At 63.3% G+C, this 15,941-nt stretch carries 12 protein-coding genes; 5 read left to right on the forward strand and 7 right to left on the reverse strand.

Annotated features, from left to right (window positions below; translation table 11 throughout):
* Window positions 1-324: 324 nt before the first annotated feature.
* On the reverse strand, window positions 325-2,550 hold the full coding sequence (locus AB4Z19_RS08160) for a molybdopterin-dependent oxidoreductase (RefSeq protein WP_442034954.1): 2,226 nt from the start codon (window positions 2,548-2,550) through the stop codon (window positions 325-327).
* On the reverse strand, window positions 2,547-3,557 hold the full coding sequence (locus AB4Z19_RS08165; protein WP_442034956.1) for a dienelactone hydrolase family protein: 1,011 nt from the start codon (window positions 3,555-3,557) through the stop codon (window positions 2,547-2,549). The genes AB4Z19_RS08160 and AB4Z19_RS08165 overlap by 4 nt, the downstream gene beginning before the upstream one ends.
* A gap of 70 nt (window positions 3,558-3,627) precedes the next feature.
* On the opposite strand from AB4Z19_RS08165, the gene AB4Z19_RS08170 reads away from it, so the two are divergent.
* Window positions 3,628-3,954 carry an apolipophorin gene (locus AB4Z19_RS08170; RefSeq protein ID WP_442034957.1) on the forward strand — a complete coding sequence of 109 codons (327 nt, stop codon included), beginning with the start codon at window positions 3,628-3,630 and terminating at the stop codon, window positions 3,952-3,954.
* Here the strand turns inward: AB4Z19_RS08170 and AB4Z19_RS08175 are convergent, their stop codons facing one another.
* On the reverse strand, window positions 3,955-4,599 hold the full coding sequence (locus tag AB4Z19_RS08175; RefSeq protein ID WP_442023184.1) for a glutathione S-transferase N-terminal domain-containing protein: 645 nt from the start codon (window positions 4,597-4,599) through the stop codon (window positions 3,955-3,957). It lies immediately after the preceding gene.
* Between the two features lie 155 nt (window positions 4,600-4,754).
* On the opposite strand from AB4Z19_RS08175, the gene AB4Z19_RS08180 reads away from it, so the two are divergent.
* Window positions 4,755-5,480 carry an SDR family NAD(P)-dependent oxidoreductase gene (locus tag AB4Z19_RS08180; RefSeq protein WP_442023186.1) on the forward strand — a complete coding sequence of 242 codons (726 nt, stop codon included), beginning with the start codon at window positions 4,755-4,757 and terminating at the stop codon, window positions 5,478-5,480.
* Between the two features lie 66 nt (window positions 5,481-5,546).
* On the opposite strand, the gene AB4Z19_RS08185 is transcribed toward AB4Z19_RS08180, so the two are convergent.
* Window positions 5,547-7,577, reverse strand: coding sequence for a tetratricopeptide repeat-containing diguanylate cyclase (locus AB4Z19_RS08185; protein WP_442034958.1), 2,031 nt, complete (start codon window positions 7,575-7,577; stop codon window positions 5,547-5,549).
* Window positions 7,578-7,896: 319 nt separating this feature from the next.
* On the opposite strand from AB4Z19_RS08185, the gene AB4Z19_RS08190 reads away from it, so the two are divergent.
* Entirely contained in the window at window positions 7,897-8,727 is an 831-nt protein-coding gene (locus AB4Z19_RS08190) for an ABC transporter ATP-binding protein (protein ID WP_442023190.1), read from the forward strand.
* Between the two features lie 31 nt (window positions 8,728-8,758).
* Window positions 8,759-10,291, forward strand: coding sequence for a hypothetical protein (locus AB4Z19_RS08195; RefSeq protein ID WP_442034960.1), 1,533 nt, complete (start codon window positions 8,759-8,761; stop codon window positions 10,289-10,291).
* On the opposite strand, the gene AB4Z19_RS08200 is transcribed toward AB4Z19_RS08195, so the two are convergent.
* From AB4Z19_RS08200 to phaP, 3 genes are all read right to left on the reverse strand, one after another.
* The gene (locus AB4Z19_RS08200) at window positions 10,288-12,069 is read right to left on the reverse strand and encodes an ABC transporter ATP-binding protein (RefSeq protein WP_442034961.1); all 1,782 of its coding nucleotides are present in this window, start codon (window positions 12,067-12,069) and stop codon (window positions 10,288-10,290) included. The two genes, AB4Z19_RS08195 and AB4Z19_RS08200, sit on opposite strands and share 4 nt — an antisense overlap.
* Window positions 12,059-13,810 carry an ABC transporter ATP-binding protein gene (locus tag AB4Z19_RS08205; RefSeq protein ID WP_442025693.1) on the reverse strand — a complete coding sequence of 584 codons (1,752 nt, stop codon included), beginning with the start codon at window positions 13,808-13,810 and terminating at the stop codon, window positions 12,059-12,061. Before AB4Z19_RS08205 ends, AB4Z19_RS08200 begins: the two co-directional genes overlap by 11 nt.
* 141 nt (window positions 13,811-13,951) lie before the next feature.
* Window positions 13,952-14,485: a TIGR01841 family phasin gene (gene phaP, locus AB4Z19_RS08210; RefSeq protein ID WP_442025694.1), complete on the reverse strand. Its 534-nt coding sequence runs from the start codon at window positions 14,483-14,485 to the stop codon at window positions 13,952-13,954.
* A gap of 175 nt (window positions 14,486-14,660) precedes the next feature.
* On the opposite strand from phaP, the gene AB4Z19_RS08215 reads away from it, so the two are divergent.
* Complete coding sequence (locus AB4Z19_RS08215) at window positions 14,661-15,941, forward strand: amidohydrolase family protein (protein ID WP_442025695.1); 1,281 nt, start codon at window positions 14,661-14,663, stop codon at window positions 15,939-15,941.

The raw sequence follows: 15,941 nt of genomic DNA on the forward strand, positions 1-15,941 counted from the left end.
GCGCCGCCGGAGCAGAGCCCAGCGCGCCAGATGCCAGCAAGATCACGCCACGGCTCCGATGCACGCGCTGCTTCGTCCCCGCGCCGCGAGGCCGTAGCGATCAGGCGGAGCACTGCGCGGTCGCGGCGATCAGGCGGAGCGCCCCCAAAAGCGGTTGTGTCGCGTGGACGTAGCTGGCTGGCGCGGCACGCGGCCAATCGCGGTCGCGCCGCGCGGCCGAGGGAGTCGGATGCAGCATGGCAATCGCCACCTTGGCAAGTGGCGACGGCTGGCCCGCGCGGCTGGCGGGCGGCTGCGGGACGGGCGGAATCAGTGGGGGCGGAGTCAGGCTGGGATGGGTGGCGGGGGCACAGGGCGGAGGGTGATGGGGATGCCGGAGAGGACAGCGTTGCCGGACAGGGGATCGCGCAGCTGCTCGTCCAGCAGCGCGTTGATGTTGGCGCCGGGGCGCTCGGCGGCGATGGAGAGGCGCGTGCCGGGCTGGCCGTGTCCCCAGCCGTGCGGCAGGCTGACTACGCCCGGCATCATTTCATCGCTGACTTCCACCTGCACGGTGATGCGCTTGCCATCGCGCGACAGCTCGGCGGCCCCGCCATGGCATACGCCATAGCGCGCCGCGTCCGACGGATGCACCAGCGCCGTGCATCGGTAAGCTCCCTTGGCCAGCACGGGCAGGTTGTGCATCCAGCTATTGTTGGACCGCAGCTGGCGGCGTCCCACCAGTACCAGCGATGGCGCCGGCGCGGCGAGATCGGCTGCAACGCGGGCCAGATCGTCGATCAGCATGGAAGGCGCCAGCTCGATCTTGCCGCTCGGCGTGCGCAAGACCTCAGGCACGCGGGGCGTCATCGGCCCGAGGTCGATACCGGACGGCGCTGCGCGCACCGCCGCCAGTGTGAGCCCACCGGGCGCGCGGCCGAACTGGTCGCCGTATGGCCCGCTGCGCAAGCCCAGATCCAGCAGGCGCTCGACGCCGCGCTGCGGCGCCAGCGCCGCCATCACGGCCGGTGCCAGCGGACCAACGCTGCGTTCCAGGTCTTCCTGTAGCAATTCATCGTCCAGCGCCTCGATATCGGCGCCGGCGCCTCGGCCTTTGAGGATGGCGATCAGGTGCAGCAACGACTGCCACTCGTCCGGTTGGCCGTGGCTGCGGACCAGCATGGGCGGGCTGTAGCGCGCGTGGTTGTGATGCGAGAACTGGGTGAAGCTCACGTCGTAATGTGCATCCTCCAGCGGGGACACGCCCGACAGGATCACGTCCGCATGGCGCGACGTTTCGTTCAGGTAGATGTCCATGCTGAGCATGAATTCCAGCTGATCCAGCGCCGCCGCCAGCCGCGCTCCGTTCGGCGCGGACAGCGCGGGATTCCCTGCGATGGCAATCAGCGCTTTCACCTGCTCCGGCCCCGGCGTATCGATTTCCTCGGCCAGACAGGTCACCGGCAATTCGCCCGCCACTTCAGGCGCCCCGGACACACGGGCCTGATAGCGCCCCGTTACCACGCCCTTGCCGATGCCCGGCTTGCCGCGCGTGTTGGCGGCAAAGGCTGCAGCTTTCGGGAACAGCATGCCGCCTTCCTCATCCAGGTGGCCTGTCAACACATTGATCACATCGATCAGCCAGGATGCCAGCGTGCCATACTGCTGCGTGCACGTGCCAATGCGGCCATACACGGCGGCGTGACGCGTGGCGGCAATCTCGCGGGCCAGTGCGCGGATTTCGTCCGCTGCGATGCCGCAACGAGCAGCCACTGTCTCGGCTGAATAACCGGATACCGCTGCCTGCACTTCTTCCACACCGGCGACGTGATCGGACAAACTGCCAGGCTGCACCAGCTGCTCATCGAACAGCGTATGCACCAGGCCAAGCAGGAAGAATACGTCCGCACCGGGACGGATGAAGAGGTGCTGATCCGCTATCTCCGCCGTTTCAGTGCGGCGCGGATCGACCACCACAATGCGGCCGCCGCGTGCGCGCAGCGCCTTGGCCTTGCCGCGAAAATCCGGCACTGTCCACAGGCTGCCGTTCGACACCATCGGATTGGCGCCGATAATCAGCAGGAATTGCGAACGCTCGATGTCCGGCACGGGGACCGACAGCCAGGTGCCGAACATCAGCCCTGACGACAGCATCTTCGGTACCTGATCCACACTGGACGCCGAATACATATTGCGTGTCCCCAGCGCCTTGGCCAGCCGTGGGAAATACAGCATCAAACTCATTTTGTGTGCGACGGGATTGCCCAGCAGGGTTGCCACGGCATGCGGGCCATCGCGTGCAATGATGGGCAGCAGGCGCCGCTCAATCTCCGCGTAAGCCTCTTCCCAGCTCGCTTCCACGAACTGGCCGTCGCGCTTGATGAGTGGCGTGCGCAAACGGTCCGGATCTTCATGCAAATCTTTCAGTGCCACAGCCTTCGGGCAGAGGAAGCCTTTGCTGAACACATCGTTGTCATCGCCGCGTATGCGCAGGACCGCGCCGTCGGCGTGTTCGATCGTGAGGCCGCAAGCGGCTTCGCACAAAGGGCAAATGCGATGGGAGATAGTCATGGTTGCAGAACTCGTGTCAGAAATTCGCGCACATCGGCTTCAGCGCGGACCGCCTGCGCCGCGTTGCCGCCCGTGGTGGCGCCGGTGGTGATGCAATGACCGATGGCCGTGGTGAATTCATCCAGATCCTGAAAGCGTTGGCCGGTTTTCAGAATACGGTACTCCCACGTCGCCAGATCGATTTCACGGTCCGGGCAAGCCCGCGCCGATTGCGCTTTCGGATGATAGACCGGGCGTTGTACGAAGCTGTCGAAATCGTGGCTGGCGTTGGCGTAGACATGCAGCGTGACGTCCTGGCCTGCCTGGCGCAGCACTTTGGCATAGGCCACGCAGGGCTGCGGCAAGGTGTAATTGTCGGCGCCAGCCAATGCCATCATGATGGGTGCACCCGTCATCGGCTGAGGCTTGGTCCAGTAGCGCAGGCCGCAGCCGGGATAGAAAGCCACGTGCGCTGCGAACTGCAGGCTGTCCTTGATGATCCCCTGGCGGAAGTAGTTATTGGCTGTGTCCAGCGCCACCACGCCGCCACGCGAAAAGCCGATCACGCCAATGCGCCGGCCGTCGATGCGCGGATCGGTGGCCAGCAGTTTCAGGGCCGACAGCGCATCCGCATCATTGGCCGCCTGATCGAGCTGCGACTGGTCGTCCACGGTCGAAGTGATATGGCGCGTAGTAAAGGAATCGACCACAAAGCTGGCGATGCCCATATCGCTGAACAGCAGCACCCAGCGTCCCCAGTCTTTCGGTTCGATGCCGCCGGAGCCGTGCGACAGCACCATGGCCGGGTAGGGCGGCTTGCCGTGGTTCGGCAGCACCAGCGTACCCTGGATGATCGTTGGCTGCGCCTCGTAAGTCCCGTGCGCCAGCTCGAAACGGTTGCGAGGTGTTACGCTGTTGAAGTGCACCAGTCCCGTGGGTTGGCTGGACAAATCTGTGTACACCGTCTGCGCCCGGGCATCGGCCAGCACAAGGGCAGCCAGGGCAAGAAGTGTTGGCAATTTCTTCATGCCGGCCAGCTTAGCATGCGTGCGCGTGTCGAATGGAAATTTTGCTAAGCTTTACGTAAAGGAGGCGACCATGAAAACGACGACACTTGCAATGCTAATGGCGGTGCTCGCACTGAGCGCCTGCAACAAGCCCGACGACAAACGCATTGGCCCTGCCGAACAGGCCGGCCGCCAGATCGACGAGGCCACCGCCAAGGCGTCCGTGAAGCTCGATCGGGCCGGCGACCAGCTGACCCAGGCGGCGCAGGAAACCGGCGACAAGCTGAATAAGGCGGCCGGCGAGGCCAGCCAGAAGCTCAATCGCGCTACCGAAGTGGTGGGCCGGAAGGTCGAACGCGCGGGCGAGGAAATTCAGGAGAACGCCCGCGAGAAGCGCAAGGAAGACACGGGCAAATAATCAGAGCGCCCCGCTGATTACCTTGTCGGCCAGCGCGTACGCCCTTTGCGTGGCGGGACGCGCTGCGATGCGTTCGACCCAGCGCGCGACGGCCGGGTAATCGTCCAGCAACATGCCGTGTTTCTTGTGACCTGCGATCCATGGATAGCTGGCCATGTCCGCGATGCTGTATTCACCGGCGATATATTCGCGTCCATCACTCAGGTGACGTTCCAGCACCCCGTACAGGCGGGCAGCTTCCTTGCGATAGCGCTCGATGGCGTAGGGAATCTGCTCCGGCGCCGCGTGCAGGAAGTGATAGCTCTGTCCCGCCATCGGACCCAGTCCGCCCACCTGCCAGAACAGCCATTGCATTGCCACGCTGCGCGCACGCGGATCGCCCGGTAGGAAGTGCCCCGTCTTCTCGGCCAGATAGAGCAGGATCGCGCCGGACTCGAACAGGCTGAATGCTTCGCCGCCGTCGGCAGGATTGAGATCGACGATGGCTGGTATGCGGTTGTTGGGCGAGATGCGCTGAAACTCCGGCCGGAGTTGATCGCCGGCCGACAGGCGCACCGGGACCACGCGATATTGCAGGCCCGCTTCTTCCAGGAAGAGCGGGATCTTGTTGCCGTTTGAAGTCGGCCAGTAGTGAAGTTCCAGCATGATGATGCCTCAGAGATGATTTGAACGTAAGAATAGTTCGAAATTCTCCCTGCATTACTTACATCGAGTAATAACTCAATCGCGCGCCGCTGTGTTTATCTGGAGCGCGGCCAAACGTAAAGTGCACTCCACCAATCAACTTTATGGAGTTCACCATGACCCAGCAAAAAACCATCATCGTCACCGGCGCATCGCAAGGTATCGGCGCAGCTGTTGTTGAAGCCTTCCTGGACCGCGGCTACAACGTGGTCGCCACCTCGCGCAGTGTGAGCAAGTCCGCCAACCTGAAGCCGTCCGAGCGCCTGGCGCTGGTCGATGGCGACATCGGCGACGCAGCGACCGCCGCCAAAGTGGTGGACGTGGCCCTGAGCAAATTCGGTGGCATCGATGGCCTGGTCAACAACGCCGGCATCTTCATCGCCAAGCCTTTCATCGACTACACCGCGGAAGACTTCAACGCCCTGGTGCACACCAATCTGGAAGGCTATCTGTACATCACCCAGCTGACCATCAAGCAGATGCTGGCCCAGAAGCGCGGCGGCAGCATCGTGTCGATCAGCAGCATCCTGACCCGCACGCCGAACGCGTCCCTGACCTGCGCCGTGCCAATGTTCACCAAGGGTGGTATCGATGCAGCGAGCCTGAACCTGGCGGCTGAATATGCGCAGGCAGGCATCCGCGTGAACGTGGTGGCGCCGGGCGCTGTGGACACTCCGCTGCACGCCAACACCCCGCGCGACTTCATGAAATCGCTGGCACCGCTGGGCACCATCTCCAGCCCGCAGGAAATCGCGGACGCTGTGGTCTACCTGACCGAAGCGAAGAACGTCACTGGCGAAATCCTGAACGTGGACGGCGGCGCCCACAACGGCAAGTGGTAATAAAACCTGAAGCGTGAACCGGGTGCCTGCCACGCCGTGGCAGGCACCTGCTTTGCGTTATGGGTTTCAGTTGCCGGACTTGCTCTTCAGCGGCACGACGTTGTTTGGCGGTGTGCCGTCTGGGGAGTTGCCGAGGACCACGCTGAGGTCGACGAAACCGGCGCGCCAGGCGCGTTCGAGGTCCTGTTCGATGTCTTCCATCGAGGTCTGCTCGAATTTGGAGAAGCCGTGCACGCCGTAGGCGCGGTTGCGGCCGTGGGCCTTGGCGAGATACAGCGCCATGTCGACCAGGTTCACCGCGCGCTCCCATGGCAGCGGCGTGTTGTCCGGCGCCAGAGGGAAGGGCGCGAAGCCGACCGACACGTTCACGTGGATCGTGTGGCCCTGGAATTCAATCGGCTGCGACGAGATGCTGGTCAGGATGCGGCGAGCAATTTCATCCACGCCCGCGCGCGGAATCGCCGGCAGGAAGGCGAGGAATTCTTCGCCGCCCCAGCGCACGATCATGTCCGTTTCGCGCAGCGCCACGCGCAGGTTATCGGCGATCATTTTCAGCACGGCGTCACCCGCGGCGTGGCCGTAGGTATCATTCACGTGCTTGAAGTGGTCCACGTCCAGCAGGAACAGGGCGCCGACGATATCTTCACCGCTTGGGTGGCGGCGTTCGAGATGATTTTGCGAGCGCATGTACTCCTGGAAGTGGCGGCGGTTATACAGCGCCGTCAGCGGATCGAGAGCACTCTGCTGCTTCAGTTCCAGATTCTTCACCTGCAGCTGAGCATTGGCGTGGCGCACCTTGCGGTACAGGAGACCGACGATCACGGACGCCAGCGCGAATACCACAGCCAGTAGCCACCACACGCGCTGCTGTAAGCGGCGGTTGGCGATCTCCGCGCTCTTGGCCTGGTTCTCGTGGCTGAGCATTTCGATCTGGCGCTTCTTCTTTTCGGTGTCGTACTTTTCCTGCAGCTCCCACATGGCCTTCTTGCGCTGGCTCTCGAAAATCTCGTTGGAGAGTTTGCGCTCGCGGTGGTAGGCCGCAATGGCGCCAGCGTAATCGCCGGCACGCTCCAGCGCATCGCCGTATTCAGCCAGCAGTGATTGCAGCTCCGGTTTATCGCCCGCCTTTTCGTAATAAGCCAGGCCGAGCTCGAAGTTCTTGCGGCCTTCGGCGAGGCGGCCCAGTCCCATATAGGCCTGGCCGATATTCACGTACGCCGTCGCCTCGACCGAAATATTATTGATCTCGCGCGCCGCTGCAATCGATTCATTCCCGTAGCGCAGGGCACGCGCAAAGTCGTGCTCCTTCAGCGAGATGTCGGACAGATTCACCAGCGTCGAAGCGATCATGCTCTTCGCGCCAATCTTGCGGACCAGTTCCAGCCCGGTCAGCAGCGCGGCCATGGCGCGCTTGTTCTGGTTGGAATCAATGGCCAGTCCGTACTCCGTGCTCTTGGCCATGGCGAGGCGGCCGGGCGACTGCAGGCGCTCCGACACCGCGATCGTTTCATTCAGTACCTCCCAGCCCTTGTCGTACTCCTTCATCTGGGTGTAGAGCAGGGTGAGGGCATTGAGCGCGCTGGCCAGCGGCACCAGGTCGTCCTTCACCTGATGTGCCAGATCCACCGCGTTTTGCAGCTCGGTCAGCGCGACAGGATAGTTGCCCTGCTCCGCATAAGACTGACCGGAAGTAATCGTGGACTGTACCCGCAGCGGCAGGTCGCTGGTGTTGGCCGCGATTTTCTCTGCGTCAAAAGCCAGCTGATGAGAGGTTTGCTGCTCGCCCATGGCGGACAGCACATAAGCGCGGGTCAGCAGGGCTTTGGCCTGCAGGATGGGATTGTTCTGGGACTTGGCGTAGGCGTCCAGCTCATCGGTCAGCGAGAGGGCGGTCTTGTGACGGCCGACGCTGCGCCAGGCCAGTGCCAACTGGGACAGGAATTCGCCGCGCGTCAGCGGCGGCGCAGCACGGGCGGCAGGCTCCATCTGCTGCAATTGCGCCAGGGCCTGTTCGGGGACGAAACGCACCTTTTCGCGGATCTCTGAGATTTCCTTATCCAGCGGCGACTGCGCAAACGCAAGTACCGGGGCGAGCATGCACACCCCTGTCAGCAAGCGTATGCGGCGCGTTAAGGTCGTGACATGAATGCCTGGCAAGTTGGGTTTTCCTTGTCATCACTGCCCCCTGATGAGGGCAACGTGTCTAGACAATTATATGCCCCTTGCAAGTGGGAAAGTCCATAAAACCGGCCAATTGTCACCAAAAATCACATTATCTGTGGGGGAAATGTCTCAACTTGTAGAAATGCCCATATTGGCGCTTCGTCCCCGCCAAACCGCATTTCATCGCATTGCAAAGCGCCGGCCTTAGCCGCCCGGTTACATTTTCGACATCTAATAACGAAGAGGGGATGAGATGCTGGAACTGGCAGGCGTGAGCAAGATTTTCGGCAAGGGCGTGAAGGCGGTGGACAACGTATCGCTGACCCTTCAGCCGGGCGTGGTCGGCCTGATCGGCCACAACGGCGCGGGCAAGACCACATTGATGCAAATGATCGCCACGCTGGCGAAACCCAGCGCGGGCACGATCCGCTTCAATGGCGCCGACATCGTGCGCCAGCCGGATGCAATGCGCCGCCGCCTTGGCTATCTGCCGCAGGACTTCGGCGTCTATCCGAATCTGAGCGCGCTGGAGTTGATGGAATACTTCGCAGCGCTGAAAGGCGTGCGCGATCCGGCGCGCATCCGGCATCTGCTGGAGCTGGTCAATCTGCATGAGCATGCGCGGCGCACCGCAGCCAGCTTCTCGGGCGGCATGCGGCGCCGACTGGGCATCGCGCAGGCGCTGCTGAACGATCCGGACATTCTGATTGTGGATGAACCAACGGCGGGACTGGACCCGGAAGAGCGCATCCGCTTCCGCAATCTGCTGTCGGAGCTGGGCTTCCGCAAGCTGGTGATCCTGTCGACGCATATCGTGTCCGACGTTGAAAGTATCGCAGGCCAGCTTGCCATCATGCGCCAGGGCCGCGTGGTGGCCTTCGAAACGCCGGACGCGATTCTGAATGATGCGCGTGGCCAGGTCTGGTCGGCCAGCGTGGAGGAAGCGGAATACGAAACCCTGCGCGGACAGGTGCACGTGCTGCAAGCGCAGCGCCAGGGTGGGCGCGTGCTGCTGCGCGCAGCGCATCGAGCATGCCTTGCGCCGGCGCCGCATCCGTCGAGCCGAGTCTGGAAGAAGCGTTGATGGCACGCCGCTACGCGCTACAGGAGGCCGCATGATCGCCAATGAAGTGCGCATGCGTCTGCGGCGCCTGTCCACGCTGATGGTGCTGCTGGCCGTGGCGGTGGTTTGCTGGAGCATGATTGCCGACCCGAACAGCGGCCAGGCCCTGATCGTTGTTGGCCATCAGCGCATGCTGTACACCAGCGAGACGCTGGCCTTTGGCACCGGTGTGCTGGGGAGCCTGACTCTCAGCATGGCGTCCTTCTACCTGGTGCGTGGACGCACGACGCAAGATCTGCGCACCGGCATGGCGGGCGTGATTGGCGCCAGCGCCATCGGCAATGCGCGCCTGCTGTTTTCGCGCTGGGCCGGTGGCGTTGCGTACTTGCTCCTGCTGTTGCTGGCGGTGCTGGGCAGTTCGATCGTGCTGCATCTCGTGCGCGGCGAGGGGCCGCTGATGCTGTCGGTCTATCTGGAGTCCTACTTCCTGATGCTGATGCCGGCTATCCTGTTCGGCGCCAGCTGCGCCGTGCTGTTCGACAGCATCGGCTGGCTGATGGGCAGGGCAGGCGACGTGCTGTACTTCTTCGGCTGGATTGGCCTGATTGCGGTCGCCAGCCAGCTCGATCGGGGCAATGCAATGAAGCTGCCGATGCTGTTCGACTTTACCGGCATTTCCGTTCTGATGGTGTCAATGCGCGACCTGATGAATACTGCCGATCTCTCAATTGGCAACAGTGGCTTCGATGCGAGCCTGGCGCCGCTGGTGCTGCCGCCCGGCATCTGGACCATGCAGGCCTGGATCATCCGTGTCGGCTCCATGCTCACTGCGATGCTGCCGCTGATTCCGGCGGCTCTGGTCTTCCACCGTTATGCACCGGAGCGCGTGCGCGTGTCGGCGGGCAGCAAGCGGCGTTCGCCGTTGGCGATGGTGGATGGCTGGCTGAAGCCCGTCGCGCGTTTGCTGCATCCGGTAGCGCTGTTATCGCTGCGCGCGCCCGGCCTTGCTGGCGATGTGCTGGGCGAACTGGTACTGGCGCTGCGCAGCGCGCCGTCCGCGCTGGTTGCGCTGGTGGGCATAGGCGCCGCTGCGCCGTTTGTAGCGCACTCCGCGCTGCCGGGCGTGATGGTGGCCGGCGTGGCCTGCTGGGGCATCCTGGTGAGCGGCATTGCGCCGCGCGATGCGGAAGCAGGCATGGAAGCACTAAGCCTTGCAACGCCGGGGGGTATCAGCCGCCGTTATCTGCGCCAATGGAGCACTTGCGTGCTGCTGGCGCTGCCGTTTGCCCTGCCGGTCGCACTGCGCTGGGTGGATGCTGAGCCGGTGCGCGCGCTGGCGGTGCTGGTCGGCGTGCTGGCGCTGTCCGTTGCCGCTGTGGCCATGGGCAGCATGGCGCGCACGGGACGGCTGTTCCTGGCGCTGTTCCTGTTTGCCTTGTTTGTCGCGGCCAATGCCACCAATATTCCGGCGCTCGACTTTATCGGCTTCAATGGCGTGGCCACAGTGGAGTCCATCGCCAATCTTGCCAAGGCTGGCGTGGTGCTGCTGGCGGCGGCTTATGCGTGGAGCCGCCGCACTGTTTAAGCAGCCAGCTGCTGCAGCAGATAGAGGCGCTGGTACAGGCCTCCTTCGATCTGCATCAGCGCATCGTGCGGGCCGATTTCGGCGATGCGGCCGTGGTTCAGCACCACGATGCGGTCCGCCTCGCGGATGGTGGACAGTCGGTGCGCAATGGCGATGATGGTGACGCGCCCGCGCAATTCATTCAGCGCTTCCTGCACGATTTGCTCGGTCTGCGAATCGATATGGGAAGTGGCTTCGTCCAGCAGCAGAATGCGCGGCTGGCCCGCCAGCGCGCGGGCAATGGCGATCAGCTGCTTCTGGCCTGTGGACAGGCGCGAACCACCTTCGCCAAGCACGGTATCGTAGCCTTCCTCCATCGCCATGATGAAGTCGTGGGCGTGCGCCGCGCGGGCGGCAGTCTCGATCTGCTGCTGCGTGAGGCCGCGGCCCATGTCGATGTTCTCGCGTGCGGATGCCGCCAGCAGGAAGGGGTCTTGCGGCACCAGGCCCACATCGGCGCGGAACTCCTCGTTGTCGATTTCATCCAGCGGCACGCCGTTCATCAGGATGCTGCCGTGCGGCGCAGGGTAGTAGCGCAGCAGCAGCGAGAGCAGGGTGGACTTGCCGCTGCCCGTGTGGCCCACAATGCCGAAGAAGGCGCCCTGCGGGATATCCAGAGACAGCTTGTGGAGAACGGTCTGCTTGTCCACATAGGCGAAATCGAGATCGCGGATCTGCACCGCCTGCGCGGCATCGTTGGCGGCACTGCGCGGACGGCGCTCGGCACCGCTATGCTCGGCCGCGCTGGCCTCGTCCAGCAGAATGGATACGCGCGACGTGGCCACCACCGATTGCTGCAACTGGCTGAACTGCATGGTGATCTGGATCAATGGTTCGATCACGCGGGCGATGTAATTGATGAAGGCATACAGCACGCCCACTTCGGCCGCGCTCATCTCGCGCTGGCCGAACATGAAGATCACGGATGCCAGCAGGATGATGTTCAGCATGTCCAGCGCGGGACGCAGCAGCCAGGCGTTGGCGCGGATTTCGGCCAGACGCTGGGTGTAGTGCTCGTCGTTTGTTTTCGCGAAGCGATCCCCGAAGCGCCGCTCCGCATTATTCGCCTGTAGTACGCTCATGCCGCCGATCGATTCGGCGATCTGCGCATTGATATCGCTGCGCAGCTGGCGCGCACGCGTGACGGCAGGTGCCGACAGGCGCTGGTAAGCCCACACGATGACCAGCACGAAGGGCAGCAGCGCGACCACGATCGACATCAGGCGCCAGTCCAGCCAGGCCATCGCTGCCACCGTGCCGATCAACACGATGGACGAATCGAGAATCACGAACAGCACCTGGATGTACAGGCCTTTGACCGCCTCGGTGTCGTTGGTGACGCGCGAAACCAGCTGGCCCGTGATGGCACGGTCGAAGAAGGCCATGGGCAGACGCAGCACGTGGCCGTAGACGCGCTCGCGCAGGCGCTGCACTGAGCGCATCGCCACGCCGGACAAGCGCACCAGCTGAAGGTAGCGCACGATGGTGGCGATCCAGCCGGTAATCAGCACGCCGCCCAGCAGCAGTGCCATGCGCGTCCAGTCCAGATGGTGCGGCAGCAGATGTTCGTCGATCAGGCGCTTGCCCAGCAGTGGGCCGATGACTTCCATGCCTGCCGCCAGCGCGAGCCACAGCACGGCCCAGTACAGGTGATGTAGGTCCGGTGCGGACGCGCGATGCAGCAGGCCGAAGGCGCGCTTTGTTTGCTCCTTGGCGTTGATTTTCTCGTCAGGCTGCATCGAGGCTGGCCTCCAGTTGTTGGTAGCGCCATTGGCTGGCGTACCAGCCGTTTTGCGCCAGAAGCTGTTCGTGCGTGCCGGTTTCCGTAATGCGGCCGTGCTGCAGCACCACGATCAGGTCCGCATTCACGACGGCGCTCAGGCGGTGGCTGGCAATGATGGCGCTGCGGCCGGGATGTGCCTGGCGCAGTTCTTCCAGATGTTCGAGGATGCGCGTCTCGGTGCCGGTGTCTACGGCGGACAAGGCATCGTCCAGCAGCAGCATCTCGTTATCGGACAGCAGGGCACGCGCAATCGCCACGCGCTGGCGCTGGCCGCCGGACAGCGTGATGCCTTTTTCCCCGACTTCCGTTTCGTATTTGTTCGGGAACAGCAGGATATCGTCGTGGATTGCCGCGAGATTCGCAGCGCGTTCCACTTCGGCGCGGCTGGCTTCCGGACGCGCCAGCGCGATGTTCTCCGCAATCGTGGCCGAGAACAGGAACGATTCCTGCGGCACCCAGGAGATGGCGCCGCGCAGGGTGTACAGGGTGTATTCGTCCAGCGAATGCCCACCCCAGCGCAGTGCGCCATGCTGTGGCACGATCTGGCGCAGGATAGCGCGCAGCAGGGTGGACTTGCCCGAGCCTGTGGGGCCGACGAGCCCCAGCGTCTGCCCAGGCTGCAGGGTCAGGGTGATGTGCGACAGCGCGGGCTCGGTCTGGCCCTGATAGCTGTAGCTCAGATCCGCGATGTGCAGCGGGCCGGGCGTGAGCGTGTTGAGCGTGCCATGATCATCGATCGACAAGGGCGCGTCCAGCATGGGCTGCAGGCGCGCGTAGGCGGCGCGTCCCCGTTCGATCAGGGACAGCACCCAGCCCGCTGCGAACATGGGCCAGATCAACTGGCCGAGATACATGCTGAAGCTGGTCAGTGCGCCGATGGTCAACTGGCCCTGCCACACCAGATAGCCGCCCAGGCCCAGCGACAATGCCGTGGCCGACGTCAGCGTTAAACCGACAGCAGGTTCGTAAGCGGCTTCCCACTTCTGCGCCGTGAGCGCGGCGCCGGCGGCCTTTTCGGCCAGCTCGGAAAAGCGTGTGCTGCTGCGCTGCTCAAGACCCAGCGCGCGCAGGGTGCGCACACCGGATAGCGTCTCCTGCACATGATCGTTCAGCGCACTGAAACGCTTCAGCGAATCGGCGGACGCGGTGTGGATGTGCGAAGAAATGCGCCAGAACGCCCAGGCCATGAAAGGGAAGGGGATCAGCGCGAACAGCGCGAGGCGCCAGTCCACGCCCAGCAGCATCATGCCCAGCACCATGACGAGGGACAGCGAACCGTCGAAACCCGCCAGCATCGCTTCACCGGCCGCCATCTCGATCGCATCGATATCGTTGGTGGCCAGCGCCATCAGGTCGCCGGTGCGCTGCTTCTGGTAGAAAGAGGGGCCTTGAAGGGACAGGCGGCGGTAAAAGCGTGTGCGCAGCTCGACGCCAAGTTGATAAGCGGCCGAAAACAGCTTCATGCGCCATGCCACGCGCAAGCCGTAATTCGCCAGACCGACCAGCAATAGCAGGCCGATATTCAGCAGCAGATCGTGATGGCTGAGCGTGTGTCCGGCCAGTCCGTCGATCATCTTACCGACCTGGCGCGGAATCCAGATGCCGATGACGGCCACACCAGCCAGCATCGCACCCGCCTGCGCGTAAGGACGCCAATGCGAGCGCACAAAGCCGCCGATAAGCCGCGATAAACTCATTGGAAATATTCCTAGCAAAGAGGCCGCTAGGATACAACACCTGCCGCTTTTATGTTTTTGGGGTCAGGCACCAAATGGTACATGAGCTCGCTACACAGCCGAGGCCGTGTCGCATTTGGCGCCTGACCCCAAAGGCGGGGGTTATTGCTTTTTCGGGGCGGCTTCGACGGCCGGTTTGGCTGGCTTGGATTTCGGGGCTTTCGGAGCAGCGGCTTCGATTGCTGGCTCTTCCGGCTCGGATGGGAATTCTTCTTCCACCACGGCTGGCTTGGCTACGGCCACAGCGACAGGCGCAGGCTTGGCGACGACCGGCGCTTCCAGCACCAGCGGCTTGACTTGCACGTTAGATTCTTTCAGCTGGTCTTTGGTGGCTTGCAGCAGGTCAGCCTGTGCTTTGCTGGCGATGCTGAACAGTTCGCGGCCGTAAGCCAGCACGCCGTCGAAGGACTGGGCCTTGGCGACGCTGAAGTATTCTTTCGGGTCTTTCGCTTCCAGCAGCTGCTTGGCTGCTTCAGCGCTTTTCTCCACCGACGCCTTGGTCGTGCTGATGTTCAGCGCGATGACTTTTTGCGCGCCTTCGAAGGCGGTGGTCGCGTAGGTATTCAGGAGTTTCAGTTGCGATTCAAGTTGCGACTTGGTAGCTGCGGAAAACTGCTCGGTGATCGACGAAAACATATCTTCTCCCAGGAACGATAAGAAATGGTGCGATGCAATAAAGCCATTCTAGCGACGAATTAACGTATTGAAAAGTCATTTTTGCCCCGCAGTGTAGCAAAATTAATGCGGCGCAACATTGCGTCCTGGACGGAGCTCTGTCTACAATCAGCCGTCCTCATCAGCGGAGTCTTCGATGGAGCTAGTGATCCGGAATGCCAGCCTGCCCGACGGCCGAGTGGGTATTGATATAGCAGTCAAGGATGGCCGCATTGCTGTCGTCGGTCCCGCGGTGGCCGTAACAGGCGCCCGCGAGATCGATGCAGAAGGCGGCCTCGTCACGCCGCCTTTCGTGGATGCGCACTTCCACATGGACGCCACCCTCAGCTACGGTCTGCCGCGCGTGAATCAGTCAGGCACGCTGCTGGAGGGCATCGCGCTGTGGGGCGAGTTGAAGCCGCAGCTAACGCAGGATGCGCTGGTCGAACGCGCGATGCAGTATTGCGACTGGGCGGTCGCGCGCGGCTTGCTGGCAATCCGCAGCCACGTCGATGTGTGCGATGACCGCTTGCTGGCGGTCGAAGCGCTGCTCGACGTCAAGCGCCGCGTCGCGCCTTATCTGGACCTGCAACTGGTCGCCTTCCCGCAAGACGGTGTGCTGCGCAGTCCCACCGCTTTCGACAATCTGAAGCGCGCCATCGCCATGGGCGTGGATGTCGTCGGCGGCATCCCGCATTTCGAGCGCACCATGGCCGACGGCGCAGAATCGGTGCGCCTGTTATGCGAGTTCGCCGCGGAGAAGGGGCTGCGCGTCGATATGCACTGCGACGAATCCGACGACCCGCTCTCGCGCCACATCGAAACCCTGGCCGCGCAGACGCATCGCCTGGGCATGCACGGCCGCGTGGCTGGCTCGCACCTGACGTCCATGCATTCGATGGACAACTACTACGTGAGCAAGCTGCTGCCGTTGATGAAGGAGTCCGGCGTGGCAGCCATCGCCAATCCGCTGATTAATATCACCCTGCAGGGCCGCCACGATACTTACCCGAAGCGCCGTGGCATGACCCGCGTACCCGAACTGATGGCGGCCGGCATCGACGTCGCCTTCGGCCACGATTGTGTGATGGACCCCTGGTACAGCCTCGGTTCCGGCGACATGCTGGAAGTGGCCCATATGGGCCTGCACGTAGCCCAGATGACGGGCCAGCAAGCCATGCGCGCCTGCTTCGCCGCCGTGACTGAAACGCCGGCCCGTATTCTCGGTTTGGAAGGCTACGGTCTGCAAGCGGGCTGCCACGCCGATCTGGTACTGTTGGATGCGCGCGATCCGGTCGAAGCGATCCGCTTGCGCGCCGCGCGCCGGCTAGTGCTGCGACGGGGCAGGGTGGTGGCCGAAGCGCCACCCGCCATCTCGCGCCTGGATCTGCCGGGGCGGCCGACGCACGTGAATTTCCGCACGACTGGACTTGCATAA

It is taken from the genome of Pseudoduganella sp. RAF19 (genome assembly GCF_052114165.1).
GTDB lineage: Bacteria > Pseudomonadota > Gammaproteobacteria > Burkholderiales > Burkholderiaceae_D > Rugamonas.

What these genes read in the sequence shown, in the direction of transcription:
- AB4Z19_RS08160 (WP_442034954.1), bottom strand. Translation starts at nt 2,550, where the DNA reads ATGACTATCTCCCATCGCATTTGCCCTTTGTGCGAAGCCGCTTGCGGC.
- AB4Z19_RS08165 (WP_442034956.1), bottom strand. Translation starts at nt 3,557, where the DNA reads ATGAAGAAATTGCCAACACTTCTTGCCCTGGCTGCCCTTGTGCTGGCC.
- AB4Z19_RS08170 (WP_442034957.1), top strand. Translation starts at nt 3,628, where the DNA reads ATGAAAACGACGACACTTGCAATGCTAATGGCGGTGCTCGCACTGAGC.
- AB4Z19_RS08175 (WP_442023184.1), bottom strand. Translation starts at nt 4,599, where the DNA reads ATGCTGGAACTTCACTACTGGCCGACTTCAAACGGCAACAAGATCCCG.
- AB4Z19_RS08180 (WP_442023186.1), top strand. Translation starts at nt 4,755, where the DNA reads ATGACCCAGCAAAAAACCATCATCGTCACCGGCGCATCGCAAGGTATC.
- AB4Z19_RS08185 (WP_442034958.1), bottom strand. Translation starts at nt 7,577, where the DNA reads ATGCTCGCCCCGGTACTTGCGTTTGCGCAGTCGCCGCTGGATAAGGAA.
- AB4Z19_RS08190 (WP_442023190.1), top strand. Translation starts at nt 7,897, where the DNA reads ATGCTGGAACTGGCAGGCGTGAGCAAGATTTTCGGCAAGGGCGTGAAG.
- AB4Z19_RS08195 (WP_442034960.1), top strand. Translation starts at nt 8,759, where the DNA reads ATGATCGCCAATGAAGTGCGCATGCGTCTGCGGCGCCTGTCCACGCTG.
- AB4Z19_RS08200 (WP_442034961.1), bottom strand. Translation starts at nt 12,069, where the DNA reads ATGCAGCCTGACGAGAAAATCAACGCCAAGGAGCAAACAAAGCGCGCC.
- AB4Z19_RS08205 (WP_442025693.1), bottom strand. Translation starts at nt 13,810, where the DNA reads ATGAGTTTATCGCGGCTTATCGGCGGCTTTGTGCGCTCGCATTGGCGT.
- phaP (WP_442025694.1), bottom strand. Translation starts at nt 14,485, where the DNA reads ATGTTTTCGTCGATCACCGAGCAGTTTTCCGCAGCTACCAAGTCGCAA.
- AB4Z19_RS08215 (WP_442025695.1), top strand. Translation starts at nt 14,661, where the DNA reads ATGGAGCTAGTGATCCGGAATGCCAGCCTGCCCGACGGCCGAGTGGGT.